Origin of the sequence: Luteibacter sp. 621 (assembly GCF_050435445.1) — a bacterium.
Lineage (GTDB): Bacteria > Pseudomonadota > Gammaproteobacteria > Xanthomonadales > Rhodanobacteraceae > Luteibacter.
Genome location: NZ_JBNDKI010000017.1, coordinates 1 through 23,811, shown reverse-complemented (window position 1 = coordinate 23,811; position 23,811 = coordinate 1). Strand labels below are relative to the sequence as shown.

Genomic DNA, 23,811 nt, shown 5'->3' with positions numbered 1-23,811 from the left:
ATTGTGGGAGCCCTTGCAGGGCTCGCCCCGAGTATAGGCAGGGGAGGCGGGGAAACGTGTTGTGCGCTGCGGTAGGGGTGATGTGGCCCCGAGCGTGCCGGCCCCTGTAGGAGCGGGGGGGGGGGGGGGGGGGGGGGGGGGGGGGGGGGGGGGGCCGGCCCCGCCCCCCCCCCCCCCCCCCCCCGCTCCTACAGGTTTTCTACGTGCTTAGTGGCTCTGCAGCACGATGTCCGTGATGATGCCCGTGGCGACGGCCACCAGCAGGAACTGGCCATCGTCGTCATCGCGCACCCAGTGGTAACCACGCGGCGGCTCGCGCAGGCGGCGGGTGCGCCAGTCGTCCACGACAACGACGCGGCCGTCGTAACGGTGGCCGCGCTGCCAGTCGTGATGCGCATAGCGCTGCGGCGGCGGCCCGCGGTGGTCACCGCGGTCGTCATGCCAGTCGCGGCCATGGTCGTCGTGGTGGTCGCGGTCATCGTGATGGTCGCGATCGTCATGGTGCGGCGGGGGCGGCGGATCCCACGCGAAGGCGGGGGCGATCGAGCCGGCGGCCACGAGGCAGAACGCAAGTTTGCCAATCATCTTCATAAGTGTCTCTCCGGCTTAGCGGGTGGCAATGTCGAGGATCACGCCAGTCGCGACGGCGACCAGCAGGAAATCGTTGTTCTCACGGACCCAGTGGTAGCCGCGCGGCGGCTGGCGCAGGCGGTAGCTGCCGTAGTCATACACGACCACGTTGCGGCCGTAGTAGCGGTGCCCGCGCTCCCAGTGGCCGTAATAGCGCGGCGGCGGGGGCGGCGGCGGGCGGTGATAGTAGCCAGGGCCGCCGTGGTAGTAGCCGTGGCCGTAGTAACGCGGCGGCGGCGGGGGCGGGCGGTGGCCGTGCCAGCCGTTGTCGTGGTGCCAGTCACCACGGCCGCGATCATCGTGGCCGCGGCGGTCGCGGTCATGATCGTGGTCCGGGGCCGGAGCGGCAGCCGCTGCCGTCGTAGCAGCAAGCGCCAGGGCGGCGAGGGCGGTGCGCAGCATCATTTTCATCACGGCTCTCTCAGTGACGATCCGCAGGAAGGGGACCGACGATTCGCATCCTAGGAATGGAAACCTGAACGGAAGAGCTTGGTTTTGAAAGATCCGCGAAAGTATTAAGTAACGCGACAGCTATTGAACCCGCGCGTTCAGTAAAGCGAGCCAGGCCGAAACTCAAGTGTCAGATTTGACGGGCTTTCCGGAAGGAACAGCTCGGTGCGCCGTTCAGGTGAGCGGGCAAGAATTTTTCCACCGCGAACCACCAGCAGGCGATTCGCCTTCAGCCGGATCGCCTCGTAGGCATCGCCTGCCTGCAGCAGCACGCAGTCGGCACGGTTGCCCGGCGCAATGCCGTAACCCTCCAGGCCGAGCACGCGCGCGGCGTTGGTCGTCACCGCATCGAAGCAGTGCGCGACGCCGGCGGTCGAGGTCATCTGCGCCACATGCAGGCCCATGTGCGCCACCTCGAGCATGTCGCCCGAGCCCATCCCGTACCAGGGGTCCATCACGCAATCGTGGCCGAAGGCGACATTGACGCCAGCGGCGAGCAGCTCGGGCACGCGGGTCATGCCGCGACGCTTCGGGTACGTGTCGTGGCGGCCCTGCAGGGTGATGTTGATCAGCGGGTTGGCGATCGCGTGTACGCCGGCTTCCGCGATGAGCGGCAGCAGCTTGGACACGTAGTAGTTGTCCATCGAGTGCATGGAGGTCAGATGCGAACCGGTGACCCGATCCTGCAGGCCCGTACGTACGGTCTCGGCCGCCAGCGTCTCGATATGCCGCGACCACGGGTCGTCGGACTCATCGCAGTGCATATCCACGCGCAAGCCGCGCTCCGCCGCCAGCTCGCACAGCCAGCGGATGGATTCCGCGCCATCGGCCATCGTCCGCTCGAAATGCGGGATGCCGCCGACCACGTCCACACCCATGTCCAGCGCGCGCACCAGGTTGGCCTTCGCCGTCTTCGCGCGCAGCAGGCCATCCTGCGGGAACGCCACCAGTTCCAGATGCAGGTAGGGCGCGACCTTGCGCTTCACCTCGAGCAGCGCTTCCGTCGCCAGCAGGCGGTCATCGCAGATATCGACATGGCTGCGGATCGCAAGCAGGCCCTGCGCCACCGCCATGTCGCAATAGGCGAGCGCGCGCTTCACCAGCGCATCGATCGTCAGGTCAGGCTTCAGCTCGCCCCACAACGCAATGCCTTCGAGCAACGTGCCCGAGGCGTTGAGCCGCGGCAGGCCCAGCGACAGCGTGGCATCCATATGGAAATGCGCATCGACGAAGGGCGGCGCGACCAGACGGCCCTGCGCATCGATTTCTTCCACGCCTTTCGCTGGGAGCGCTGGCTGGATCGCCGCGAAGCGCCCGTCCTTGATGCCGATATCGATGTCCCTGCGTCCATCAGGCAAGGCGGCGTTGCGAATGATGAGGTCCATGCGTTCTATTCCGGGTCAGGCGATTTCGGCGTCGACGAAGCTCACGCTCATGCGCATGGGCCGCTTCGCGATCTGTAGGGTGAGGCCACGCAAAATGTGGGATAGGGCGTTCATGGTCGGATTTCCCGACGGGCTCAGCTGACGATGAAGCGTCTTCGCATGAGTGCCGGTAGCGCGTGCCAGATTTTTGAATCCTACGGCATTCGCCAACGTCCGGAGAATCGAGCCCGCTTCCTCTGCATGGCCGTCGGCGAGCAACTCAACCGACTCCCCCACCAGGGACATGGCGAAGGCGGGCTCCTGGCGGATGCGCGTGATGATGCGTTGGCGAGGATCGGCGTTCATCGTGGTCATGGGGTGATCGATACAGCGGAATACGGCGACTAGCCGTGTGGCAGTGCCAGCTCGCATCATAATGCGATGAGTGCCTTCTCAAATTTTTTTCTTCGTTCACTGGCGGCTCGATTGGTATGGCAGCCCTTGGCGCACATGGTCCATCCGAAAAAAGGGCGCGCAGCACGAAATCGGAAGAAGCTGGCACACTTTCCATCTTCGTAACTATCTGCGGTCTTCCGAAAAGAAGATCAATATAACAATATCAGAGAGTTCCCACATCCGGCCCGCGATGCCGCGATGTATCTTGCGCATGACTCGTTGAGTTCTTGCGCTATCGAAACAAATTACTGTAGGCCTTCGCCTACACGTACTTCAGAAAAATCCTGCATAAACGCTCGCTCGCTCTACACACTATCTGCAGGGTCACGGGCGACGAAAGCACGGAATATGACGGATCTATTTCGATCTGAAGTGGTCGAAGCACAGAGTTACGCATGGCTCGGCCATGTACGAATTGCAACACCGCTATCGCACCGCGTGTGGGTCGCCGCGGCCATTGTGCTTGGTGCTTCCCTCATCGCGCTGGCGTGCTTCGGTCACTACACGCGACGAGAGCACGTGCAGGGAATGTTGGTTCCATCATCGGGCCTGACCGATATCTCCGCGCGCATTCCAGGATCCGTGCAAAAGATATTCGTAAGGGAAGGCGACATCGTCAACGCCGGCCAGCCCATCATTGTTCTTTCTGGCGAGCGAACCAGTGAGTTGCGGGGCTACACTGATGCTGGGGTTTCAACGGAACTCTCTGCGCAGAAAGGGCGACTGGATGCTGAGATTCGCGACGAGTTGGCACTGCGCGGCGAGCAGATCGTGGCCCTCTCGAGCCAGGAGGGAAGTCTGCTAAGCCAGATATCGGGTTTCGATCACCAGATCGGCATTGTCAGTCAGCAGGTCAAGAGTGATCGCGAGCTGCTTGAGCACATCCGGCCCCTCGCAGGTAAAGGTTACGTATCGGCGTACCAATTGCAGCAACAGGAAGACGTCGTGTTGTCCGCCGAGGCGCAGATCCAGGACCTGCTCCGGCAGCGAGAAGCTACGCAGGCGCAGCTTGGCTCTGTGCGCGATCAGAAGCGTCAGGTGCCTATCAGCTCGCAGGGAAAGGTCGACGAGTTGAGGCGTCAGCTCTCCCAGGCCGAGCAAGCACTTGTACAGAATGAAGCTGACAGGGCTACGGTCATTAGCGCGCCGGTGGAGTCAGTCGTGTCGTCAATCCTTGTTAACGTCGGGCAGACAGTGCAAACCGGCCAGCACGTCGTTTCGCTGATGCCTCGCGATGCCGTGCTTATTGCACAGATGCTTGTTCCGAGTAAGTCCATCGGCTTCGTGACGCGTGGCACTCAGGTCGCGATGCACTACCAGGCTTTCCCTTATCAGAAGTTCGGCGTCCCGAGGGGACGGGTCATCGAGGTGTCTCGCAGCGCGCTAACGCCAACGGCCGTAACAGAAATCACCGGTGAGCAGAAGGCGCCAGACGAGGCGATGTATCGAGTTAAAGTCTCGCTCGATAGTCAGTTCATCAATGCCTATGGGAAGCGACAATCGCTGCGTCCCGGCATGGCGGTCGATGCTGATCTCCTTCTCGACCATCGTCATCTCTATGAATGGGTGTTCGCGCCTCTCTATGCGATGCGGCACCAGAGCCTTGAGGAAGGAAGCCATGAGTGAGCCTGAATCGACGGAGCGCTCGGCGGCCTGGAACGACTTGCTTAACTTCAGGCTACGAAAACGAGTTCCGATGATCCGCCAGGTCGAATCCGCAGAGTGCGGGCTTGCGTGTCTTGCCATGATATCGGGCTACTTCGGCGGACATGTTGACCTGCCCAAGCTGCGCACGATGTTCAGCTCATCCCTCAAGGGGCTCTCCCTCGCGGACCTCATCGACCATGCACGGGTACTGAACTTCGCGTCGCGTCCCATCCGCGTCGAACTAAGCGAACTCAGCAAGATGCGGCTTCCATGTGTCATCCACTGGGATATGGACCATTTTGTCGTCCTCGTGCAGGTCTCGGAGCGCTACATCACAATCCATGATCCAGCGGTGGGCATCCGGAAGCTGCGCTTGGAGGAGGCATCCCGTCACTTTACGGGGGTCGCCTTGGAACTTACAGCTGGTCCGCAATTCGCGAGGGCTGTCCCGCCGCCGCCGATATCGTTGCGCAGGCTTGCTGGATCGGTCGACGGCTTGAAGCGAAGCCTGTTTCAGCTATTTGCGCTCGCAGGTCTTCTCGAGCTGCTGTCCCTGTTAGCCCCTCAGCTTACGCAGGCTGTGGTCGATCAGGTTCTTGCTGACGGCGACCACGATCTGCTTACGCTAGTCGGTATCAGTTTCTCGATGATCCTGATCTTCCAGGTCGTGTTTACGTCGTTCCGTACGTGGCTTGTGACGTTCATCGGGACACAGTTCAACCTCAATTGGTCGGGAAACGTATTCCAGCATCTGCTCCGCCTGCCACAAGAGTACTTCCTGAAGAGGCATCTCGGCGACATCGTCTCGCGCTTTGGATCGATCGCAAATATACAGCAAACGCTCACCACGCAATTTGTAAGTGTCATGCTCGACGGAGTAATGGCGGTACTAACGCTCGCTATGCTCGTTGTATACAGTGCTTCGCTTGCCGCCATAACAGTATCGGCAGCCCTTGCCTACGCCGTAATACGTACGCTCTACTTCAGAGTCTACCGGGAGGCAAATCTCAGTCAGATTATCGTCAACGCGAAGCAGCAATCTACCCTGATGGAATCCGTTCGAGGGGTGAGCACCGTCAGGCTGCAAAACAAGGGTTCCATCCAAACTTCGCGCTTCATGAACGTCGCCGCCGACGCACTGAATACGTCAGTCGTCATACAACGTCTCAACCTGGCGTTCACCACCGCCAGTTCGTTCTTCTCAGGCGCCCAGCGCATCGGTGTCATCTGGTTGGGCGCATCGCTTGCCCTGGATGGAAGTCTCAGTGCCGGCATGCTGATGGCCTACGTAGCGTACGCCGATCAGTTTTCCGAACGCTGGTCGAGCCTGGTGGATTACTTTATCCAGCTGCGCATGTTGAGACTCCAGGCAGAGCGCTTGGCCGATATCGTACTGACACCGCCTGAGCCATTCGAAGAAGGAACCTACGCAGGTCCCGATCCCGTCGCTTCCATCCGGTTTGAAAACGTGTGTTTCCGTTACGCCGAGAACGAGCCGTGGATCTTGTTCAATGCCTCGTTCGAAGTGGGCCCCGGTGAATCTGTGGCCATCACGGGTTCGTCCGGGTGCGGAAAGAGCACAATTGCAAGGCTCATCCTCGGCATGCTCGAGCCGCAGATGGGTGCGATCTACATCGGCAACATCAACATCCGCCATTTTGGCAAGCGCAGGGAGCGGGACATGATGGGCTCGGTCATGCAGGACGACCGCCTGTTCTCAGGAAGCGTTGCGGACAACATAAGCTTCTTTGACAAATCCGCCACGCCTGAATTGGTGCAAGCCGCTGCGCACGCGGCGGAACTTCACGACGATATCGTGCGGATGCCCATGGGCTACCACAATCTCGTGGGCGACATGGGTAACACGTTATCGGGTGGCCAGCGCCAACGCCTGATCATCGCGCGTTGCCTGTATCGAAAGACACCCATCCTTATCCTTGACGAAGCGACAAGCCACCTCGATGCCGAGCGTGAGCGCCTGATAGTCGAACGATTCAAGCTGCATCGACCTACCGTAATCGCCATTGCACACCGGCCGGAAACTCTAGCAAGGGCGGACCGGGTCTTAGTCATGCATGCCGGCTCGCTGGCGCCCGCAAAGCTTCGCGGACGCCTCGAGAGCGAGGTCGAGGCATGAGCGCTCCCATATGTAATCGGCACATACGCCTACTCCGGACTCCCACTTATATCGACATTGCGCCAGCCTCGCGATTGTATATTGAGGCATCGTGCGCCGCGCTGGAGGATTTGGGTGATATCCCGATCGACTTCTTACGTCCAGTCTTCGGTGAGAGGACGCGCGAAGTCCATGTGGACGACTTCGAGTTCTCCGGGCCTCTCAAGAAGCTCGAGCACCGGCTATCCAATGCCAGGGTGCGCGCAACTGGGCCGAGGCGGACGTACAGGCTAGATAGCGCGATGCAAGAGCGTGCCTGTGCCAGTAATCTTGGTCCGCATTTCGGGCATCAGTTGATGGGTAGCTTCGAGGAATTCAAGTCGGGGCTTGCACGTGCTGCGACAGGGATGTTGGGCGAAGAGAATCCCATTCGCGACGGCTTTAACGTCTTCACCGTCCGCGGCGACGATGGCGTCAGCTGGATGTTCAGTGATTATCTGAACCTTGATGATCAGTTGGCGTGGCTGCATGATTTCCTCAGAGAACGCATTCACATCGACCCACCAATCTTCGTTGCGGCCGCATTTATGGGCCTTTTCCTGACCGCGCACCCGTTTCGTGATGGCAACGGACGAACGTCACGTCTCCTGTTCAACGTGGTGCTTCGCGAGGCCTTCAGGCACCGCGATATTCCTTACATCCCGTTGAAGAACTTCATGGACCTGAGCAGGCACGGGTTCGAGATCCGACTGCATCAGGCACAGGTGCTGGGTCGGTGGTCACCCTTGGTTCGCTGGTGCTGCGATGCAATCGGAATGATGTCTCACTGGAAGCAATCTGGTCACGGGCCGAATTCCTGGTAATTCCTGCAACCTCTGCAGGGCCCTGCCCATGGGGAATGGGCACATCTGGAGCAACACGTACGCGGGACTTGAGCAGTAAGGAACTGTACTTGATCGCAGGCGGCAGAGCCGCGAAGACACAAGACGACGGCGTAACCGTCACAGCGACGGTCGGCCCTGATCCTTCTGGTAATCCGACGAGCGATAATCCACCCCCGAGTAGCGGCGGTGATGGTGGCGGTGGTGGCTCGGGCGGCGCGTCCAGTTGGACTGACTCCGTACAGGTAACTCCGAACCATGCGGTGTTGCTGCCTGGTTTTGAGGTGCACTCCACAACCTATGGAGTCGTCTCTGTGATGCAGAACGCTGATTTGACGCTTGGTTTCTATGCACAATCCGGTAGTCTGATTGGCGAGGCGACGGCGGATGGCCACGGTGGCTATTATCTCGGCGTAATGGATAGCACGGGGCACCTCGATATCTCGTTCTCGGCGTCCTACGGCAACAACAATACTTCGGTTTCCATTAACGTCGCTTACCACTTCTGAGTAACAGGGGCGGCCGGCTGTCCGGCCGTCCCACTCATGCTTCCTGTCTGGATGGCCCCGGTGATGAAAGTCTTTGCGTTTGTTCGGTACTGTGTCGTCCTCGCCTCGCTCCTCGCCACGGGTCACGCGGTTGCGACGGCCAAGGTTCCGTCGTTGTTGGACGATACTGGCATTACGTGGGCGATTATGCAGGGCGACTTGACTTTGCTGCAGGGGACACTAGACAAAATGAAGGCCCCACCCCAAGTCAGGCAAACAGCGTTGTCGGCACTCCAGGGCGACATCCGCGCCACAGCCAAAGCGGCGAAATCGTGCAGGGACGCGGGGCAAGCGGTCATGGAAAAGGCACCAGCGGCCATTAAACTCACCATGCTGTGCAACATGTTTCTGTCGGGCGCGACGATGGCCGATGGTGATCCCCGTGCATGGGCGGAGAGCGCCGTATGGGCGAACGACATCGGCCTGCCTGCGCTTGCGAAATTCCAGGGTATTTCTGGCAGCGGGACGAGCGGCCGCGACATGAGCGGGATCCGACGGCTCGCGGCGAATGGCCCGACGACGCAGGTTTCCGTACCCGGCGGTCGATTGGTTGCACCGGCATCGTTCGAAGCCTCCCGCGACGGCAGCGGCGGTGAATTTCTGACGGCCGACGTCCTCGTTAACGGTACGAAGCTCCGCGCAATGATCGATCTTGGCTATAGCGGCGGTCTACTGCTGACAGAGGCTGGCGCGAAGAAGGCTAGAGTAGACTCGATTCCGGGAACGGAGAGCGGGCTGGATTCACCGTATTCGGTAGTGCTCGTGGCAAGCCGACGTCAGCTCGGCGTGGCGAAGAATCTGACGTTTGCCAACATCACCTGGCATGATTATCTAGTCAGCGTGACTCCAGCAAATACAGGGTTTGACGCGACGATTGGCGCACACATGCTGCTCAGTCAAGACGGTGTCAGCGTATCTCGTGACGCCGTTAACTTGGCGCCGGAAAGCTGCGACCAGGGGCTTCCTCTCACGTTGCACACCAACCCCTATCTGGATATGCGGCTGACGTTCCCGGCGAAGGTGGGCAATGCAGACACCACGTTGTCCGTCGATACAGGGGCCATGCCAAGCTTGCTGGGCATGGGCGGGCTTTATGCGACGTTACGGTCAGTGCTTCCGCCGCTCGGGTCTGCCAGGGCGAACCTTGCCGGCGCGTCTACATCGTTCCGCTCGACCACGGGCCCTGTGGTGGTTAGTCTCGGTGGCGCGACGTATCCGATCAAGGATGCGACCTTCCTGCCGGATTCGCCGGACACGATCGGCGGCGTGCTTGGTGCCGGGTTTCTGCGCGAGCACAGCCTTACTATCGACGTGAAGCGCCGGAGGATGTGTGTCGATCGTCAGTCGGCCGGGACGTGACGCTCGTCGATAGCTTTTCGTTCGCGCGTCTTCACACGGGTTGGTGAGGATCGGGGCACCATAAGGGTCCCTATGAAGATCTCCCAGAAACTCGCCATCCTGGCCGATGCCGCCAAGTACGATGCCTCGTGCTCGTCGAGTGGTGGGAAGGGCCGCAACTCACTCGCGAGCGGCGGTATCGGGTCCACCGAGGGCATGGGTATCTGCCATGCCTACGCGCCGGATGGGCGCTGCATTTCCTTGCTGAAGATCCTGCTGACGAACTTCTGCGTGTACGACTGCGCGTACTGCGTGAACCGACGCAGCAGCAACGTGCCGCGCGCGCGGTTCACCGCCGAGGAAGTGGTGAACCTCACCCTGGAGTTCTACCGCCGCAACTACATCGAAGGCCTGTTCCTGTCCTCGGGCATCATCCAGTCGCCCGACTACACCATGGAACAGCTGGTGCGCGTGGCACGCTCATTGCGCGTCGATCACAAGTTCGGCGGCTATATCCACCTGAAGACGATTCCCGACGCCTCGCCGGAACTGATCGATGCGGCCGGCCGCTGGGCCGATCGCCTCAGCATCAACGTGGAGATGCCGACCGAGGGTGGCTTGAAATCGCTGGCGCCGGAGAAGCACCTGGGCGATATCCGCAGCGCGATGGGCCGGCTGCGGCTGTCGATCGACGAGGCGAAGGCGGAGAAGAAGGCGCCACGCTTCGCGCCGGCGGGCCAAAGCACGCAGATGATCGTCGGCGCCGATGCGGCGAGCGATCGCGATGTGCTCACCGCCAGCACCAACCTCTATACCAACTACCGACTGCGCCGGGTTTACTACTCCGCCTTCAGCCCGATCCCCGATGCCTCGAAGATCCTGCCGTTGAAGCCACCGCCGCTGGTGCGTGAGCATCGCCTTTACCAGGCCGACTGGCTGATGCGCTTCTACGGCTTCGGCGCGGATGAAATCGCGCCGCCGGGTGACGATGGCATGCTCTCGCTCGATGTCGATCCGAAGCTGGCCTGGGCGCTACGCCATCGCGAGCAGTTCCCCGTGGACGTCAACAAGGCCTCGCGTGACATGCTCCTGCGCGTGCCGGGGTTGGGCGTGAAAACCGTGGACAAGATGATTGCCATGCGCGGGCACCGCCGCATCCGCTATGACGACCTGATCCGCCTGCGCCTGCCGGTGAAGAAGGTCGCGCCGTTCGTGGAAACCGTCGACCATCGCCCGCGCGGCGATCACGAGAGCACGGCGCTGCACCGCGACCTGCGCGAGCCGCTGCCCACGCAGCCTGATCTGTTCGGCTGATGCTGCGCGTTTCGCTGGACGATCCGTCAGACCTTGGGGAGTGGCGCGGCAAGGCCCGTGCACTGCTTCTCGCAGGTATCTCGCCTGATAACGTTGAGTGGGGCGGCGGAGGCCTGTTCGGTGGCAACGACGACATACCGCCGCCACGCGCCGGCGCCGCGCCAGGCGTGCCCCGCGATTTCCTCAACCTGGCGAACACTGTGCTGGCGCACTCGGACCCACGGCGCCACGCCGTGCTCTACCGCATGCTGTGGCGCCTGACCCATGGCGAGAAGGGTTTGCTCGCCATCGCCACGGACGATGACGTCGCCTGGGCGCATGCCTGCGTAAAGCAGGTGAACCGCGACATGCACAAGATGAAGGCGTTCGTGCGCTTTCGCGAGGTGGCCGTGGACGACGGCACGGTGTACGTCGCGTGGTTTGAACCCGGCCACGATATCGTCACTCGCGTCGCGCCCTTCTTTGTGCGCCGCTTCACCGGCATGCGCTGGTCGCTGCTGACGCCCGCGCGCACGGCACACTGGGATGGCGAACAACTCACCTTCGGCCCGGGTGCGAGCCGCACCGATGCGCCCTCGGATGATGCACTGGAAGACCTGTGGCGCACGTACTACAGCAGCATCTTCAACCCGGCGCGGCTCAAGGTCGATGCGATGAAGCGAGAGATGCCGGTGAAGTACTGGAAGAACCTGCCGGAAGCCTCGCTGATTCCTGAGCTGGTGCGCGATGCCTTGCCGCGGATGCAGGCGATGGTGGCTCGCGATGCGACGGTACCGAAGAAGAAGTTCGCGGCATGGCAGAAGGCCGAACGGGATGTGCCCGCAGGCAGCATCGCCGCGTTGCGTCAGCAGGCGAGGGATTGCCGTGCGTGCGACTTGTGGAAACCGGCCACGCAAACCGTCTTCGGCGAAGGCCCCGACGATGCGCGCATCGTGGTGATCGGTGAGCAGCCGGGCGACCAGGAGGACCTGGCCGGCAAACCCTTCGTCGGGCCTGCAGGCAAGCTGTTCGACACGGCGCTGGAGGAGGCGGGCATTGCGCGTGATGCGCTGTATGTCACCAACACCGTCAAGCATTTCAAGTTCGAGCCACGCGGCAAGCGCCGGCTGCACAAGCGTGCGAACGCGGCAGAGCAGGCGGCATGCCAGCCGTGGCTGGCGGCGGAGATCAATCGCATCCAGCCCGTGGCGCTGGTATGCCTGGGTGCCATGGCAGCGCAAGCGGTATTCGGCGCATCGTTCCGGCTGATGGAACAACGCGGGCAGTGGATCGACTTGCCGGGCGGCCGCCGGGCTATGGCGACGGTGCATCCGTCGTACCTGCTGCGCTTGCCGGGGGAGGCCGAACGCGAGGCGGCATACGCCGATTTCGTCCGCGACCTCACGCTCATTAGCGCGGCGCTCGTGTAGGAGCGCGCTTGCGCGCGATGGGTGTTGCGGCAAGGCCCCATCGCGCGCAAGCGGCGCTCCTACAGACGAACGGCGAGGCTTTGGTTACGCCGGCACGAACTTCTTCAGCTTCTTCGGTACCGACGTGTTCTTCAACGTCACGTACACCGGCAAGCCATCCTCGCCATACGGCGGCGGTGCCTCGCCCATGATCAGCGGTGCCAGGTAACGCCGTGCCGCGGCGGTGATGCCAAAGCCATCCTTCGAGATGAAGGCCTTCGGCATCTTCTTTTCCTGGTTGGCGATCTTGTCCAGCGGCGCCGCTTCAATCTTCCACTTGTACGGCTCTTCGGAGGTCCGCACGATCACCGGCATCACGGCGTTCAGCCCTTCGGCCGCGTATTCCACGGCCTTCTTGCCCACCGCATAGGCCTGTTCCACGTCCACCTTCGAGGCGATGTGGCGCGCCGAGCGCTGCAGGTAGTCGGGCAGGGCCCAGTGGTATTTGTAGCCGAGCTTCTCGCGCACCAGCGCGGCCAGCACCGGCGAGGCGCCGCCGAGCTGCGCGTGGCCGAAGGCATCGCGCGCGCCGGATTCGGCGAGGAACTTGCCGTCGGCGCCTTTCACGCCCTCGGACACCACCACCGAGCACCAGCCCACTTTCTCTACCGTGGCCTTCACCCGGGCCAGGAACGTTTCCGGGTCGAACACGTTTTCCGGGAACAGGATGATGTGTGGCGCATCGCCCGGCTTGCTGCCGGCCAGGCCCGCGGCGGCGGCAATCCAGCCCGCGTGGCGGCCCATGACTTCCATGATGAACACCTTGGTCGACGTGTCCGCCATGGAGGCCACGTCCAGGCCGGTCTCGCGAACGGCGATGGCGGTGTACTTGGCCACCGAACCGAAGCCCGGGCAGTTGTCGGTTACCACCAGGTCGTTATCGATCGTCTTGGGCACGCCGATGCAGTTCACCTCGTAGCCCAGCGTGTGGCCGATCTTCGCCACCTTGTTCGCGGTATCCGCCGAGTCGTTGCCGCCGTTGTAGAGGAAGGTGCGGATGTCGTGCGCCTTGAATACCTCGATCAGGCGCTCGTACTCGGCCCGGTTCTCCTCCAGCGACTTGAGCTTGTAGCGGCAGGAACCGAAGGCCCCGCCCGGGGTGTGTTTCAGGCCGGCAATATTGGCCTTGGCTTCCTTGGTGGTATCGATCAGCTCCTCGCGCAGGGCGCCTAGGATGCCATTGCGGGCGGCGTAGACCGGTATCCCCTTGTCGCGGGCGGTCTCGATGACCCCGGCGGCGGTGGCGTTGATGACGGCGGAGACACCGCCCGACTGGGCGTAGAGGAGCTTGCCGGCGGCCATGCTGCGGTTCCTTCTGGTCTGGTCGAGGGCCCGAGGTTACCCCGACTGGCGTGGCCGTGGCTTGAAGGCGGCCCCTGCGGCGCACTGCCACGCCCATGTGGCAGCCGTTTGACGGGGTGGCGCCCGTGCCGTTACCTTGGGACCCATTTTATTGTGCCCGGCGGCGGGGTTAGCCCTGCCAGCCCGGTAAATTGGAGCATCAATGCGATTCGTGCTTTTCGGCGCCCCCGGTTCGGGCAAGGGCACCCAGGCCGCCCGCCTCAAGCAGGATTTCGGCATCCCGCATATCTCCACGGGCGACCTGCTCCGTGCCGAGATCAAGGCGGAAACCGAACTCGGCAAGAAGGCCAAGTCCCTGATGGATGACGGCCACCTGCTGCCGGATGACATCATGCTGGGCATCATCGAGCACCGCCTCGCCGAGCCGGACGCCAAGCCGGGCTTCATCCTCGATGGCTACCCGCGCAACCTGGCCCAGGCCGACGCGCTCGATGGCGTGCTGGCCAAGATCGGCCAGCCGCTCGATGTGGTGATCAAGCTGGACGTGCCGTTCGAGGCGATCGTGGGCCGTTGCGAAGTGCGCTTTGCCGCCGAGCACCGCCCGGATGACAACCCGGAAACGGTGACCAAGCGCCTCAGCATCTATGCCGACCAGACCGCCCCGGTCGCCGATTTCTACGCCAAGCGCGGCAAGCTCAAGATCGTCGACGGTGTCGGCGAACTCGATGAGGTCACGGCACGCATCAAGGCTGCCCTGACCGAAGCCAGCGCCGCCAGCGCCTGATCCAACCCGGGCCGGCGCCGCGTGCGCCGGCCGCGAGGCTTTAAACGATGCGCGTCCATATCCTCGGTATCGCCGGCACCTTCATGGGTGGCGTCGCTGCGCTCGGCCGCGAGCTGGGTCTCACGGTTGAAGGCTCCGATGCCAACGTCTACCCGCCCATGAGCACCCAGCTCGAGGCGCTGGGTATCAGCCTCATGCAGGGCTATAAGGCCGAACACCTGCAGCCAGCACCGGACCTCGTCGTGGTCGGCAATGCCATGACCCGCGGCAACCCGGCGGTGGAATACATGCTCAACCAGGGCATGCGTTACATCTCCGGCCCGCAGTGGCTGGGCGAAACCCTGCTGGGCGGGCGCCAGGTGCTGGCCGTCGCCGGTACGCATGGCAAGACCACCACCACCAGCCTGCTCGCGCACCTGCTCGAGCAGGCTGGCATGGATCCGGGCTTCCTGATCGGCGGCGTGCCGGGCAACTTCGATGTCTCGGCGCGTCGCGGTGGCGGCAAGCCTTTCGTGATCGAGGCCGATGAGTACGATTCGGCGTTCTTCGACAAACGTTCGAAATTCGTCCACTACCGCCCGCACATCGCCATCCTCAACAACCTGGAATACGACCACGCGGATATCTTCCCCGACGTGGCCGCCATCCAGCGCCAGTTCCACCACCTGGTGCGCACGGTGCCCGGCAACGGCCGGCTTATCGTCAACGCGGAGGATCCGTACCTGGCCGAAGTGCTCGCCATGGGTGCGTGGACCCCGGTCGAAACGTTCGGCTTGGACGTGGGCGACTGGCGCGCTGAACTCATCGCCGCCGATGGCTCGCACTTCCGGGTCAGCCGCCAGGGCGTGACCCTGGGTGAGATTCGCTGGAATGCGCTCGGCCGGCACAATGTGATGAATGCGCTGGCCGCGCTCGCCGCGGCGACGGCCGCCGGTGCCGACCCGATCGCGCTGTTGCCCGCTTTCGAAAGCTTTGCCAGCGCCCGCCGGCGCATGGAAGTGATCGGTGAAGCGCGTGGCGTCACCGTGTACGACGACTTCGCGCACCATCCCACCGCCATCGCCACCACGCTTGCCGGCCTGCGCGCGAAGGTTGGCAAGGCACGCATCCTCGTGGCACTGGAGCCACGTTCGAACAGCATGCGCCTTGGTGCGCACGCCGATGCGCTGGCGCCGTCGCTGGCCGATGCCGACCGTGTCGTGTTCCTCCACCGCCCCGAACTGGCGTGGGATGCGGCGAAGGTGACCGGTGCGCTGGATGGCCGCGGCACGACGGTTCCGACCGTCGATGACCTGGTGGCCAGCCTCGCCCACCAGGCACGCGAAGGTGACCAGGTCATCTTCATGTCCAACGGCGGCTTCGAAGGAGCGCCGCGGCGCTTCTTCGACGCACTGCGCGCAGGTTAGACTGGTGGGCATGGCCGCGACCTTGCCCACGCTCGACCTTCCGCTGTTCCCTTTGTCGAACGTCCTCTTTCCGGGCGGTCATCTCCAGCTGCGCATTTTCGAACCGCGTTACATCGATCTGGTTCGCGAGTGCGCACGCACGGGCAGGGGCTTTGGCGTATGCCTCATCCTGGAGGGCCGCGAAGCCGGCCAGCCGGCGATCCCTGCCGCCGTCGGCACACTTGCGACCATCACCGATTTCCACACGCGTGACGATGGCTTGCTCGGCATCGTGGCCGAAGGTGGTCAGCGCTTCCGGGTCACCCGCACCCGCGTGCGCTCCGATGGCCAGGTGCGCGGTGATATCGCACCGTGGGACCCCGAGACGAAGATACCGGTGCCGCCGGAATTCGGCTTGCTGACCACCATCCTCGAGCGCCTGGCCGAACAGATGGGCCCGCCGTGGAAACAGGATGTCGCCGGCCGCGCGGATAACGATGCCAGCTGGGTGGGCTTCCGCTTGTGCGAGCTGCTTCCGCTGGATCCGAACGAATGCCAGCACATGCTCGAGCTGGATGATCCGCTCCAGCGCCTGGCCGAATTGCGTGACATCCTCCCGCGCTTCCAGCGCGCCTGAGTAATCCTCCATGACATCGCTCGCCGGGAAGACCCTGTTCATTACCGGTGCCTCGCGCGGCATCGGCCTCGCTATCGGCCTGCGCGCCGCACGCGATGGCGCCAACGTGGTCATCGCGGCGAAGAGCGGTGTGCCCAATCCGAAGCTGCCGGGCACGATCCACACGGCCGCTGCCGAGATCGAAGCGGTCGGTGGCAAGGCGCTCGCGCTCAAGGTGGATATCCGCGAGGAAGATGAAGTGCGCATGGCAGCGGCCACGGCGGCGGAGCGCTTCGGCGGTATCGATATCGTGGTGAACAACGCCAGCGCGATCTGGCTGGCGGGTACCGAGAACACGCCGATGAAGCGGTTCGACCTGATGCACCAGGTGAACACGCGCGGCACCTTCCTGGTCACGCAGGCCTGCCTGCCGTTCCTGAAAGAAGCGGCCAACCCGCATGTGCTGATGTTGTCGCCACCGCTCAGCATCGATCCGCACTGGTACGCACCCCACGTGGCGTACACCATCGCCAAGTTCGGCATGAGCCAGTGCGTGCTCGGCATGGCCCCCGAGTTCGCGCCGATGGGCATCGCGGTGAACGCGTTGTGGCCGAAAACCGTCATCGCCACGGCCGCCATCGGCATGATCGATGGCGTGAAGCCCGAAAACTGCCGCACCCCCGAGATCGTGGCCGATGCCGCGCACGCGATCCTCACCCGCCCGGCCCGCGGATACACCGGCCACTTCGTCATCGATGAAGAACTGCTGCGTGAAGAAGGTGTGACGAATTTCGATCACTACGCCGTCACGCCGGGCCAGCCTCTACTACCTGACTTGTTTCTCTAGCAACCGCAAAACGCCGTCCGGACCGCTGTGTGAGCTAGCCCGTTTGGTGTATGGCCGGTTTTTGCATGCCGGGGTAACGTCGGTTCGTCGCCCTGTGGCATGACATGACACGGGACGGTGTGGGGCTTGCCGGCCTGCAGGGGGTGCCGGCGGCGGGTCCAAGGGTGAACCCGCTACAGCCGGCAGCAGGCCACTGAACGGGTGTGAGGAGCAGGCATGTCACGCGGGGAATCGACGGGGCGTTGCGTCGTCTGGGTTGGAAGGCCGAGCGTTGAAGAGCATTTCGGACTGATTCGGGCCGGCTGGCGCACGCTGGTGGCCGATCCAGCCCGGCTGGATACGGCCTTGCCCGAATGTGGAGATACGGCTATCGCCGTCGTGGACCTGCGCGCCAGCGCCCAGGCCGCGGTACGGGTGCTCCAGGAACTGCGCGATAACCACCCGGGCCTGGCGTGGATCGGCCTGACCGGCCACCGCACGCCGGCGAACGATCCCTCGATCCAGCATGTGCTGCCGCAGGCCTTCGAACTGATCGATGGGGCCTCGTCGTTGCAGGCCCTGCGCCAGGCGCTGCAACGTGTGCCCGCCGATGGCATCCCGGTACTCGACGACGACCAGCCCAGCGTCATGACCGGCACCAGTGCCGCGATCCGCGCGCTCTCCCAGAATATTCGTAAGTTCGCCCCGGTCGAGCTGCCGCTCCTGATCACCGGCGAAACCGGTACCGGCAAGGAAATGGCCGCACGGGCGCTGCACCAGCTGTCCGGGCGCCGCGACAAGCCGTTCGCCGCCATCAACTGTGGGGCGCTGCCGGCCAACCTCGTGCAGTCCGAGCTGTTCGGGCACGAACGGGGTTCCTTCACCGGGGCCACGGCGCGGCGCATCGGCCACTTCGAGTCCGCCGACGGCGGCACGGTGTTCCTCGACGAAATCGGCGACCTGCCGCTGGATGCCCAGACCAACCTCCTGCGTGTGCTGCAGGAAGGCACCATCGAGCGTATCGGCAGCTGCCAGTCGATCAAGGTCAATGTCCGCGTGCTCGCCGCCACCCACGTCGACCTGGAAAAGGCCGTGGCCCAGGGGCGGTTCCGCGAGGATCTGTTCTACCGGCTCAACGTCCTGCGCCTGCGCATGCCGCCGCTGCGCGAACGTAATGGCGATATCGAACTGCTGGCCCAGTACTTCCTGGATGCGTTCCGTGAGAGCTACGGCACCCGCGCCCGCGCCTTCAGCACGGCGGCGCGCAAGGCCATGAATGCCTTTGCCTGGCCGGGCAACGTGCGTGAGCTCATGAACCGGGTCCAGCGTGCGGCCGTCATCGCTGACGATGCGCTGATCACCCCGGATGACCTGGAACTCAACGCGGATATCCCCGGCCTGGATCGCGACAGCCTGGGCAGCGCGCGCACCTCGGCCGAGCGCGAGGCCATCGTCGATTGCCTGCGGGCCAGCGCGTTCAATATCAGCGAGTGCGCCCGCCGGCTGCGGGTATCGCGCGTCACCGTGTACCGCCTCTGCAAGAAGCACCAGCTGGCCCTCGATCAGTTGCGCTAGCGGCACCCCCCTGAAAAGAAAACTCCCGGTCCTCTGGGGGACCGGGAGTTCCCGTTCGATCGTCCGGCTTGGCAGGGTCGTCGGTCGAGCGAACCACGTGGGCCTCCAGGGGGCCTCCCTGTCATGGGAGCAAGCCGCATGCCACCCGGGGCACGCTTTGATTCGCAAGGAATTTCTGCCCTGGCGGCATTTCCGGGCCGTTCATCGGCTGTAGCGTTGTGTAACAGCCCGTTACAGCAACGGAACAGCCGTTGTCCGCGGGGCCCGTGCCTTATACGATGGGTATCCCCGCGCCGCACCATGGCCGCGCGGGCATCGGATCGATGTCGGACCGCAGAACGTACCGTGCGATTCCATCCGTTCCTGTTTGGGGCCAGGCGCTGCGGCCGGGCCCGGGAGTCGTTTTCATGTCGTCGCATCCTGTCGAACCCTCCGATCTCATCGGCCTGGGCAAGCGCTATTGGCTATCCGTGTACCGCCCCCGTGATGTCGTGCTCGACCACGGCAAGGGCGCACGCGTGTGGGATACCGAAGGTCGCGACTATCTCGATTTCGGCGCGGGCATCGCCGTCAACGCCTTGGGTCATCAGGAACCCGAGCTGGTCGAGGCGCTGGTTTCGCAGGCGCACAAGCTGTGGCATGCCAGCAACGTGTTCTGGACCGAGCCGCCGCTGCGCCTGGCGGAAGAACTGATCGAGCACGCACCGTTCGCCGATCGCGTATTCCTGTGCAACTCCGGCACCGAGGCCAACGAAGCCGCGATCAAGCTCGTGCGCAAGTGGGCCGCCGGCCAGGGCCGCGCACCGGAAGATCGCGTCATCATTACCTTCTTCGGTTCGTTCCACGGCCGCACGCTGGCCTCGGTGACCGCCACCGCGCAGCCGAAGTACCAGGAAGGCTACGAGCCGCTGCCCGGCGGTTTCCGCTACGTGGCGTTCAACGATGAAGCGGCGCTGGAAGAAGCCTTCGCCAAAGGTGGCGTGGCCGCGGTCATGATCGAGCCCGTACAGGGCGAAGGCGGTGTCACGCCTGCGGCACCGGGTTTCCTGAAGAAGATCCGCGAGCTGTGCGATGCGCACAACGCGCTCATGGTGCTGGATGAAATCCAGTGCGGCATGGGCCGCACCGGCACGCTGTTCGCGCACACGCACGACCATGTCACGCCGGATATCGTCACGCTGGCCAAGGCCCTGGGTGCAGGCTTCCCGATCGGCGCCATGCTGGCGGGCCCGAAGGTATCCGAAGTGATGCAGTTCGGCGCGCACGGCACGACGTTTGGCGGCAACCCCATGGCGGCTGCGGTCGCGCGCGTTGCGCTAAGGAAGATCGCTTCGCCGGCGGTGTTGCTTAACGTGGAGCGCCAGGCCAACGACATCCGCAAGGGCCTGGAAAAACTCAACCACGAGTTCCACCTGTTCGCGGAAATCCGCGGCCGCGGCCTCATGATCGGCGCGCAGCTCAACGATGCGAACAAGGGTCGCGCCGGCGAGATCCTGGATATCGCCGCTGCCCACGGCCTGCTCATCCTGCAGGCCGGCCCCGATGTCTTGCGCATCGTGCCGCCGCTCAACATCACCGATGAAGAAACCGCCGCGGGCCTCGAACGCCTGCACGCGGCGCTGGCGGAATTCGCCAGCCGCGAGGCCAAGGTGGCCTAACGCAAAGGCCCCTCGCGGGGCCTTTGCTTTTGTAGGGGCGCGCTTGTGCGCGATGGGGTCTTGTCGCAAGCACCCATCGCGCGCAAGCGCGCTCCTACAGTTCTGCCTTAGGCCTTCAGCGTAGCGAGGACCTCATCCGCGATCGCGATCGTCTCGTCGATGATCGCGTCGGTATGCGCACTCGAAACAAAGCCCGCTTCGAACGCCGACGGTGCGAGATACACCCCACGCTCCAGCATCCCGTGGAAGAAGCGGTTGAACGTAGCAACATCCGCCGCCGTCGCTTGCGCGTAGCTCTCCACCGTCGCCTCGGTAAAGAACAGGCCGAACATTGCGCCGACGTGGTTCACGCTAAACGGAATGCCGTGCTTCTTTGCCGCCGCCGCGATACCGTCGGTAAGCTTCACCGTGCGAGCGGCCAGCGCGTCGTAGAAGCCCGGTGCCTGGATCAGTTCGAGCATGGCCAGGCCCGCCGCCATCGCCACCGGGTTACCGGACAGCGTGCCGGCCTGGTACACCGGGCCCGCGGGGGCGACCTGTTCCATCAGGTCGCGACGGCCGCCGTAGGCACCGACGGGCATGCCGCCGCCGATCACCTTGCCGAAGCAGGTGAGGTCGGGCTTGATGCCGTAATGCGCCTGCGCGCCGCCGAGGGCCACGCGGAAGCCCGTCATCACTTCATCGAAAATCAGCAGCGCGCCATGCTGCGTGCACAGTTCGCGCAGCGCCTGGAGATAGCCATCTTTCGGCGGAATGCAGTTCATGTTGCCGGCGACCGGCTCGATGATCAGGCCCGCGATATCGGCGCCGTGTTCAGCGAAGAGGGTCTTCGCCGCCTCGATGTCGTTGTACGGCAGGGTGAGCGTGAGGTCGGCGGCGGCCTTCGGCACACCGGGTGAGGTCGGCACGCCGAAGGTCAGTGCGCCCGAACCCGCCTTCACCAGGAAGCTATCGCCGTGGCCGTGGTAGCAGCCTTCGAACTTCACGATCTTGTTGCGGCCGGTGGCACCACGCGCCAGGCGAATGGCCGACATGGTGGCCTCGGTGCCCGAGTTCACCATGCGCACCATGTCCACCGACGGGATCAGCTTCACGATGGTTTCGGCCATGGTGACTTCCGCAGGGGAGGGCGTGCCGAAGCTCAGGCCATCCTGCGCGGCCTTGACCACCGCATCGCGCACGACCGGGTGGTTATGGCCCACGATCATCGGGCCCCACGAGCCCACGTAATCGATATAGCGCTTGCCTTCCACGTCCCACAGGTACGGGCCGTCGGCGCGCGCGGTGAAGAACGGCTCGCCACCCACCGATTTGAAGGCGCGCACGGGCGAGTTCACGCCGCCGGGCATCAGCTGGCGGGCGCGGGCGAAGAGTTCGTGGTTCGTGGTCATTGAATGATTCCGGGACGAGCATCGAAAAGGTCAGCGAAGCGGCGCGTGGCCGCCTGGATGTCGGGCGCGGCGAAAATGGCGGAAACCACGGCCACGTAATCCGCACCGGCATCGATCACAGGCCCCGTATTGTCGGGGGTGAGGCCGCCGATCGCCACGACCGGGAGGCCCAGCTGGCTCGCCTGCGTCAATACGTCGTGCGTGGTCACCGGGGCATGCGGCTTAGTGGTGCTGGGGTACATGGCGCCGAAGCCCAGGTAATCCGCGCCCTCGTCGCGCAGCTGCCTTGCCCTATCCAGGGAGCCATAGCAGGACACACCGATGATGGCGTCCTCGCCCAGTTGCTCGCGGGCCTCGGCGATCGGGACATCCTGCACGCCCAGGTGCACGCCGGCGGCTCCGGTTGCCTTCGCCAGGCCGACATCGTCGTTAATGATGAGGGGCACGCCGTAGCGGGCGCAGATCGAGGCCAGTTCGGTGGCTTCCTGCAGGCGGCGCTCACCATCGGTGGTCTTGTCGCGGTACTGGAGCAGCCGCGCACCACCGGCCAGGGCCGCCTCCACGGCCGCGAAGAGGTCGTCGCGGGGGCCGTCGGTAATGGCGTAGACGCCCTTGCCGCGGAGTCGGGAACGGAGGAGGGTGCTCATGGGTATCCTTCGAAAGTAGGGTGGGCGCCGCGCTATCGCGCTCACGCCGGGGGTGACAGAATGCGGGACTTTCCAGTGAAACAGTACGACAGGCCATGAGCAACGAGACCCAAACCGCGACCCGCAAATGGATGTGCGTCGTCTGCGGCTTCATTTATGACGAAGCCGAAGGCCTGCCCGATGAGGGCATCGAGCCAGGCACCCGCTGGGAAGATATCCCCGATACCTGGACCTGCCCCGATTGTGGCGTGACCAAGGACGATTTCGAGATGGTCGAGCTCGACTGATCTCCCGCCCGGGCCGGCCGCGTGCCCCGCACCGGCCGCCCCCCAGCGCGCGCCGCACCGGCTGCCCCCAGCGCGCCCTCCCGGATGCCGTCGTCCTTGTAGGAGCGCGCTTGCGCGCGATGGGATCGCCTCACGGTCCAGGCCCACAGGCACCACGCCGAAACCGCCCTGACACCATTTCGCCTCATTCCGCCACGGCGCGGGCTCAATCCTCTGCTTTCATATTCCCAAGGCCGCGCAACGTGGCCGAATCGCGGAGGAAGCGGCCATGCAGCAATTCATTCCCTTCAACGACCAGTGGGACGAGCTGGCGGCCCTGGTGCCGTACCACGCCCAGGAAGGCTCGCTGGGACCGTTGCCTGCGCCCGTGAAGCCCGCCGCGACCGCCCTGTGCGGCAGCCGCTATAACGAGGAAGACCTGTTCGCCGGTTGGCCTGAGACCCGCTGAGCTCAGCGCGCCGGGGCGGGCGTGCCCGAAACCGTCAGCTCATCGCCCAGGTTCAGGCCCAGCCGGCCGGCTTCGCCCGCGTTGAGCTCCAGCACGTAGCGGGCGGGCAGGTTGCCGCTGGGGTAGATGGCGCAGGGATCCGCCTTGCAGGGCTGTGCGTTCAGCTGCATGGCCACCAGCTTGCGTGCCTGGTCGAAGTACAGGATGTCGAGCGGGATAAGCGTGTTCTTCATCCAGAACGCGCGCGGCTCGTCGCTGGGGAAGATAAAGAGCATGCTGTGGTCCGCATCCATGTGGGCGCGGTCCATCAAACCGTGCTCGCGCTGGGCGTCATCGGTGGCGAATTCGGTGGAGTACGTCTTCCCGTGAAGCGTGACCGACGGGGCGTCGGCAGCGGCGGCGCCCAGGGTGGCTCCGCACAGCGCTGCGGCGAGCATCCACTTCATCATCGTTTACACCTTATTAGTGTGATCAGGAGTGGTGAGTCTATCGCGCAATTTTTTTTCAGAAATATGTCGAAAACCTCTTCACAGAAGTGCTCCGCGACCCTATACTTTCCTTCTGGTCGCGAACAAAGCAGCCCACGCGACAGTTCTTCGCTTCACCAACCACCTCGAAAAAATGTTTCACGAGGGTGTTGACAGAAACGAAAAACGATCTAGAATGGGCGGCTCACTCAGGACGAAATGTCTTGAAGCGG

23 protein-coding genes are annotated in these 23,811 nt (G+C 63.8%); 15 read left to right on the top strand and 8 right to left on the bottom strand.

Features of this window, described 5'->3' with window-relative positions:
• Positions 1–207: 207 nt before the first annotated feature.
• The 4 genes from ABIE56_RS16580 to ABIE56_RS16565 all read right to left on the bottom strand — a co-directional run bounded on the left by ABIE56_RS16580 (position 208) and on the right by ABIE56_RS16565 (position 2,819).
• Positions 208–591, bottom strand: a complete 384-nt coding sequence (locus ABIE56_RS16580) for an RcnB family protein (RefSeq protein ID WP_429244897.1) — start codon at positions 589–591, stop codon at positions 208–210.
• A gap of 15 nt (positions 592–606) precedes the next feature.
• Positions 607–1,041 carry an RcnB family protein gene (locus ABIE56_RS16575; protein ID WP_429244896.1) on the bottom strand — a complete coding sequence of 145 codons (435 nt, stop codon included), beginning with the start codon at positions 1,039–1,041 and terminating at the stop codon, positions 607–609.
• Between the two features lie 137 nt (positions 1,042–1,178).
• A complete protein-coding gene (locus tag ABIE56_RS16570) occupies positions 1,179–2,465 on the bottom strand; it encodes an amidohydrolase family protein (RefSeq protein WP_429244895.1) in 1,287 nt (428 codons plus the stop codon).
• A gap of 15 nt (positions 2,466–2,480) precedes the next feature.
• Complete coding sequence (locus ABIE56_RS16565; protein WP_429244894.1) at positions 2,481–2,819, bottom strand: DNA-binding protein; 339 nt, start codon at positions 2,817–2,819, stop codon at positions 2,481–2,483.
• Positions 2,820–3,248: 429 nt separating this feature from the next.
• Here ABIE56_RS16565 and ABIE56_RS16560 point away from each other — a divergent pair, with 429 nt between their 5' ends.
• The 7 genes from ABIE56_RS16560 (at position 3,249) to ABIE56_RS16530 (ending at position 12,153) form a co-directional block, all read left to right on the top strand.
• Entirely contained in the window at positions 3,249–4,526 is a 1,278-nt protein-coding gene (locus tag ABIE56_RS16560) for an HlyD family secretion protein (protein WP_429244893.1), read from the top strand.
• Entirely contained in the window at positions 4,519–6,684 is a 2,166-nt protein-coding gene (locus tag ABIE56_RS16555; protein WP_429244892.1) for a peptidase domain-containing ABC transporter, read from the top strand. Before ABIE56_RS16560 ends, ABIE56_RS16555 begins: the two co-directional genes overlap by 8 nt.
• Positions 6,685–6,857: 173 nt before the next feature.
• Positions 6,858–7,526 (top strand): Fic family protein, encoded by a 669-nt coding sequence (locus tag ABIE56_RS16550; protein WP_429244891.1) that lies wholly within the window; start codon positions 6,858–6,860, stop codon positions 7,524–7,526.
• Between the two features lie 68 nt (positions 7,527–7,594).
• The gene (locus ABIE56_RS16545; RefSeq protein ID WP_429244890.1) at positions 7,595–8,053 is read left to right on the top strand and encodes a hypothetical protein; all 459 of its coding nucleotides are present in this window, start codon (positions 7,595–7,597) and stop codon (positions 8,051–8,053) included.
• Between the two features lie 63 nt (positions 8,054–8,116).
• The gene (locus tag ABIE56_RS16540) at positions 8,117–9,451 is read left to right on the top strand and encodes a hypothetical protein (protein ID WP_429244889.1); all 1,335 of its coding nucleotides are present in this window, start codon (positions 8,117–8,119) and stop codon (positions 9,449–9,451) included.
• A 72-nt stretch (positions 9,452–9,523) separates the two neighbouring features.
• Positions 9,524–10,744 carry a putative DNA modification/repair radical SAM protein gene (locus ABIE56_RS16535; protein WP_429244888.1) on the top strand — a complete coding sequence of 407 codons (1,221 nt, stop codon included), beginning with the start codon at positions 9,524–9,526 and terminating at the stop codon, positions 10,742–10,744.
• Positions 10,744–12,153 carry a UdgX family uracil-DNA binding protein gene (locus ABIE56_RS16530; RefSeq protein ID WP_429244887.1) on the top strand — a complete coding sequence of 470 codons (1,410 nt, stop codon included), beginning with the start codon at positions 10,744–10,746 and terminating at the stop codon, positions 12,151–12,153. The genes ABIE56_RS16535 and ABIE56_RS16530 overlap by 1 nt, the downstream gene beginning before the upstream one ends.
• A gap of 84 nt (positions 12,154–12,237) precedes the next feature.
• On the opposite strand, the gene ABIE56_RS16525 is transcribed toward ABIE56_RS16530, so the two are convergent.
• A complete protein-coding gene (locus ABIE56_RS16525; RefSeq protein WP_429244886.1) occupies positions 12,238–13,494 on the bottom strand; it encodes a 6-phosphofructokinase in 1,257 nt (418 codons plus the stop codon).
• Between the two features lie 202 nt (positions 13,495–13,696).
• Between ABIE56_RS16525 and ABIE56_RS16520 the strand changes: the two genes are divergently transcribed.
• The 6 genes from ABIE56_RS16520 to ABIE56_RS16495 all read left to right on the top strand — a co-directional run bounded on the left by ABIE56_RS16520 (position 13,697) and on the right by ABIE56_RS16495 (position 20,338).
• Positions 13,697–14,278 carry an adenylate kinase gene (locus ABIE56_RS16520; protein WP_429244885.1) on the top strand — a complete coding sequence of 194 codons (582 nt, stop codon included), beginning with the start codon at positions 13,697–13,699 and terminating at the stop codon, positions 14,276–14,278.
• A gap of 47 nt (positions 14,279–14,325) precedes the next feature.
• The gene (mpl, locus tag ABIE56_RS16515; protein ID WP_429244884.1) at positions 14,326–15,684 is read left to right on the top strand and encodes a UDP-N-acetylmuramate:L-alanyl-gamma-D-glutamyl-meso-diaminopimelate ligase; all 1,359 of its coding nucleotides are present in this window, start codon (positions 14,326–14,328) and stop codon (positions 15,682–15,684) included.
• 10 nt (positions 15,685–15,694) lie between these two features.
• A complete protein-coding gene (locus ABIE56_RS16510) occupies positions 15,695–16,300 on the top strand; it encodes an LON peptidase substrate-binding domain-containing protein (protein WP_429244883.1) in 606 nt (201 codons plus the stop codon).
• A 10-nt stretch (positions 16,301–16,310) separates the two neighbouring features.
• On the top strand, positions 16,311–17,126 hold the full coding sequence (locus ABIE56_RS16505; protein ID WP_429244882.1) for an SDR family oxidoreductase: 816 nt from the start codon (positions 16,311–16,313) through the stop codon (positions 17,124–17,126).
• 216 nt (positions 17,127–17,342) lie between these two features.
• Entirely contained in the window at positions 17,343–18,680 is a 1,338-nt protein-coding gene (locus ABIE56_RS16500; protein WP_429244881.1) for a sigma-54 interaction domain-containing protein, read from the top strand.
• 407 nt (positions 18,681–19,087) lie between these two features.
• Entirely contained in the window at positions 19,088–20,338 is a 1,251-nt protein-coding gene (locus tag ABIE56_RS16495; protein WP_429244880.1) for an acetylornithine/succinylornithine family transaminase, read from the top strand.
• A gap of 107 nt (positions 20,339–20,445) precedes the next feature.
• Here ABIE56_RS16495 and hemL read toward each other — a convergent pair whose 3' ends face one another.
• On the bottom strand, positions 20,446–21,729 hold the full coding sequence (gene hemL, locus ABIE56_RS16490) for a glutamate-1-semialdehyde 2,1-aminomutase (protein ID WP_429244879.1): 1,284 nt from the start codon (positions 21,727–21,729) through the stop codon (positions 20,446–20,448).
• A complete protein-coding gene (gene thiE, locus ABIE56_RS16485) occupies positions 21,726–22,376 on the bottom strand; it encodes a thiamine phosphate synthase (protein ID WP_429244878.1) in 651 nt (216 codons plus the stop codon). Before thiE ends, hemL begins: the two co-directional genes overlap by 4 nt.
• A gap of 95 nt (positions 22,377–22,471) precedes the next feature.
• Here thiE and ABIE56_RS16480 point away from each other — a divergent pair, with 95 nt between their 5' ends.
• Together ABIE56_RS16480 and ABIE56_RS16475 are read left to right on the top strand one after the other, a co-directional pair.
• A complete protein-coding gene (locus ABIE56_RS16480; protein ID WP_247429863.1) occupies positions 22,472–22,663 on the top strand; it encodes a rubredoxin in 192 nt (63 codons plus the stop codon).
• A gap of 268 nt (positions 22,664–22,931) precedes the next feature.
• Positions 22,932–23,111, top strand: a complete 180-nt coding sequence (locus tag ABIE56_RS16475) for a hypothetical protein (RefSeq protein ID WP_429244877.1) — start codon at positions 22,932–22,934, stop codon at positions 23,109–23,111.
• Positions 23,112–23,113: 2 nt separating this feature from the next.
• On the opposite strand, the gene ABIE56_RS16470 is transcribed toward ABIE56_RS16475, so the two are convergent.
• Positions 23,114–23,560 carry a DUF192 domain-containing protein gene (locus ABIE56_RS16470; RefSeq protein ID WP_429244876.1) on the bottom strand — a complete coding sequence of 149 codons (447 nt, stop codon included), beginning with the start codon at positions 23,558–23,560 and terminating at the stop codon, positions 23,114–23,116.
• Positions 23,561–23,811 lie beyond the last annotated feature (251 nt).

What these genes read in the sequence shown, in the direction of transcription:
- ABIE56_RS16520 (WP_429244885.1), top strand. Translation starts at nt 13,697, where the DNA reads ATGCGATTCGTGCTTTTCGGCGCCCCCGGTTCGGGCAAGGGCACCCAG.
- ABIE56_RS16475 (WP_429244877.1), top strand. Translation starts at nt 22,932, where the DNA reads ATGCAGCAATTCATTCCCTTCAACGACCAGTGGGACGAGCTGGCGGCC.
- ABIE56_RS16555 (WP_429244892.1), top strand. Translation starts at nt 4,519, where the DNA reads ATGAGTGAGCCTGAATCGACGGAGCGCTCGGCGGCCTGGAACGACTTG.
- ABIE56_RS16580 (WP_429244897.1), bottom strand. Translation starts at nt 591, where the DNA reads ATGAAGATGATTGGCAAACTTGCGTTCTGCCTCGTGGCCGCCGGCTCG.
- ABIE56_RS16535 (WP_429244888.1), top strand. Translation starts at nt 9,524, where the DNA reads ATGAAGATCTCCCAGAAACTCGCCATCCTGGCCGATGCCGCCAAGTAC.
- ABIE56_RS16570 (WP_429244895.1), bottom strand. Translation starts at nt 2,465, where the DNA reads ATGGACCTCATCATTCGCAACGCCGCCTTGCCTGATGGACGCAGGGAC.
- ABIE56_RS16560 (WP_429244893.1), top strand. Translation starts at nt 3,249, where the DNA reads ATGACGGATCTATTTCGATCTGAAGTGGTCGAAGCACAGAGTTACGCA.
- ABIE56_RS16470 (WP_429244876.1), bottom strand. Translation starts at nt 23,560, where the DNA reads ATGATGAAGTGGATGCTCGCCGCAGCGCTGTGCGGAGCCACCCTGGGC.
- ABIE56_RS16500 (WP_429244881.1), top strand. Translation starts at nt 17,343, where the DNA reads ATGTCACGCGGGGAATCGACGGGGCGTTGCGTCGTCTGGGTTGGAAGG.
- mpl (WP_429244884.1), top strand. Translation starts at nt 14,326, where the DNA reads ATGCGCGTCCATATCCTCGGTATCGCCGGCACCTTCATGGGTGGCGTC.
- ABIE56_RS16565 (WP_429244894.1), bottom strand. Translation starts at nt 2,819, where the DNA reads ATGACCACGATGAACGCCGATCCTCGCCAACGCATCATCACGCGCATC.
- ABIE56_RS16530 (WP_429244887.1), top strand. Translation starts at nt 10,744, where the DNA reads ATGCTGCGCGTTTCGCTGGACGATCCGTCAGACCTTGGGGAGTGGCGC.
- ABIE56_RS16525 (WP_429244886.1), bottom strand. Translation starts at nt 13,494, where the DNA reads ATGGCCGCCGGCAAGCTCCTCTACGCCCAGTCGGGCGGTGTCTCCGCC.
- ABIE56_RS16575 (WP_429244896.1), bottom strand. Translation starts at nt 1,041, where the DNA reads ATGAAAATGATGCTGCGCACCGCCCTCGCCGCCCTGGCGCTTGCTGCT.
- ABIE56_RS16505 (WP_429244882.1), top strand. Translation starts at nt 16,311, where the DNA reads ATGACATCGCTCGCCGGGAAGACCCTGTTCATTACCGGTGCCTCGCGC.
- ABIE56_RS16510 (WP_429244883.1), top strand. Translation starts at nt 15,695, where the DNA reads ATGGCCGCGACCTTGCCCACGCTCGACCTTCCGCTGTTCCCTTTGTCG.
- thiE (WP_429244878.1), bottom strand. Translation starts at nt 22,376, where the DNA reads ATGAGCACCCTCCTCCGTTCCCGACTCCGCGGCAAGGGCGTCTACGCC.
- ABIE56_RS16495 (WP_429244880.1), top strand. Translation starts at nt 19,088, where the DNA reads ATGTCGTCGCATCCTGTCGAACCCTCCGATCTCATCGGCCTGGGCAAG.
- ABIE56_RS16480 (WP_247429863.1), top strand. Translation starts at nt 22,472, where the DNA reads ATGAGCAACGAGACCCAAACCGCGACCCGCAAATGGATGTGCGTCGTC.
- ABIE56_RS16540 (WP_429244889.1), top strand. Translation starts at nt 8,117, where the DNA reads ATGAAAGTCTTTGCGTTTGTTCGGTACTGTGTCGTCCTCGCCTCGCTC.
- hemL (WP_429244879.1), bottom strand. Translation starts at nt 21,729, where the DNA reads ATGACCACGAACCACGAACTCTTCGCCCGCGCCCGCCAGCTGATGCCC.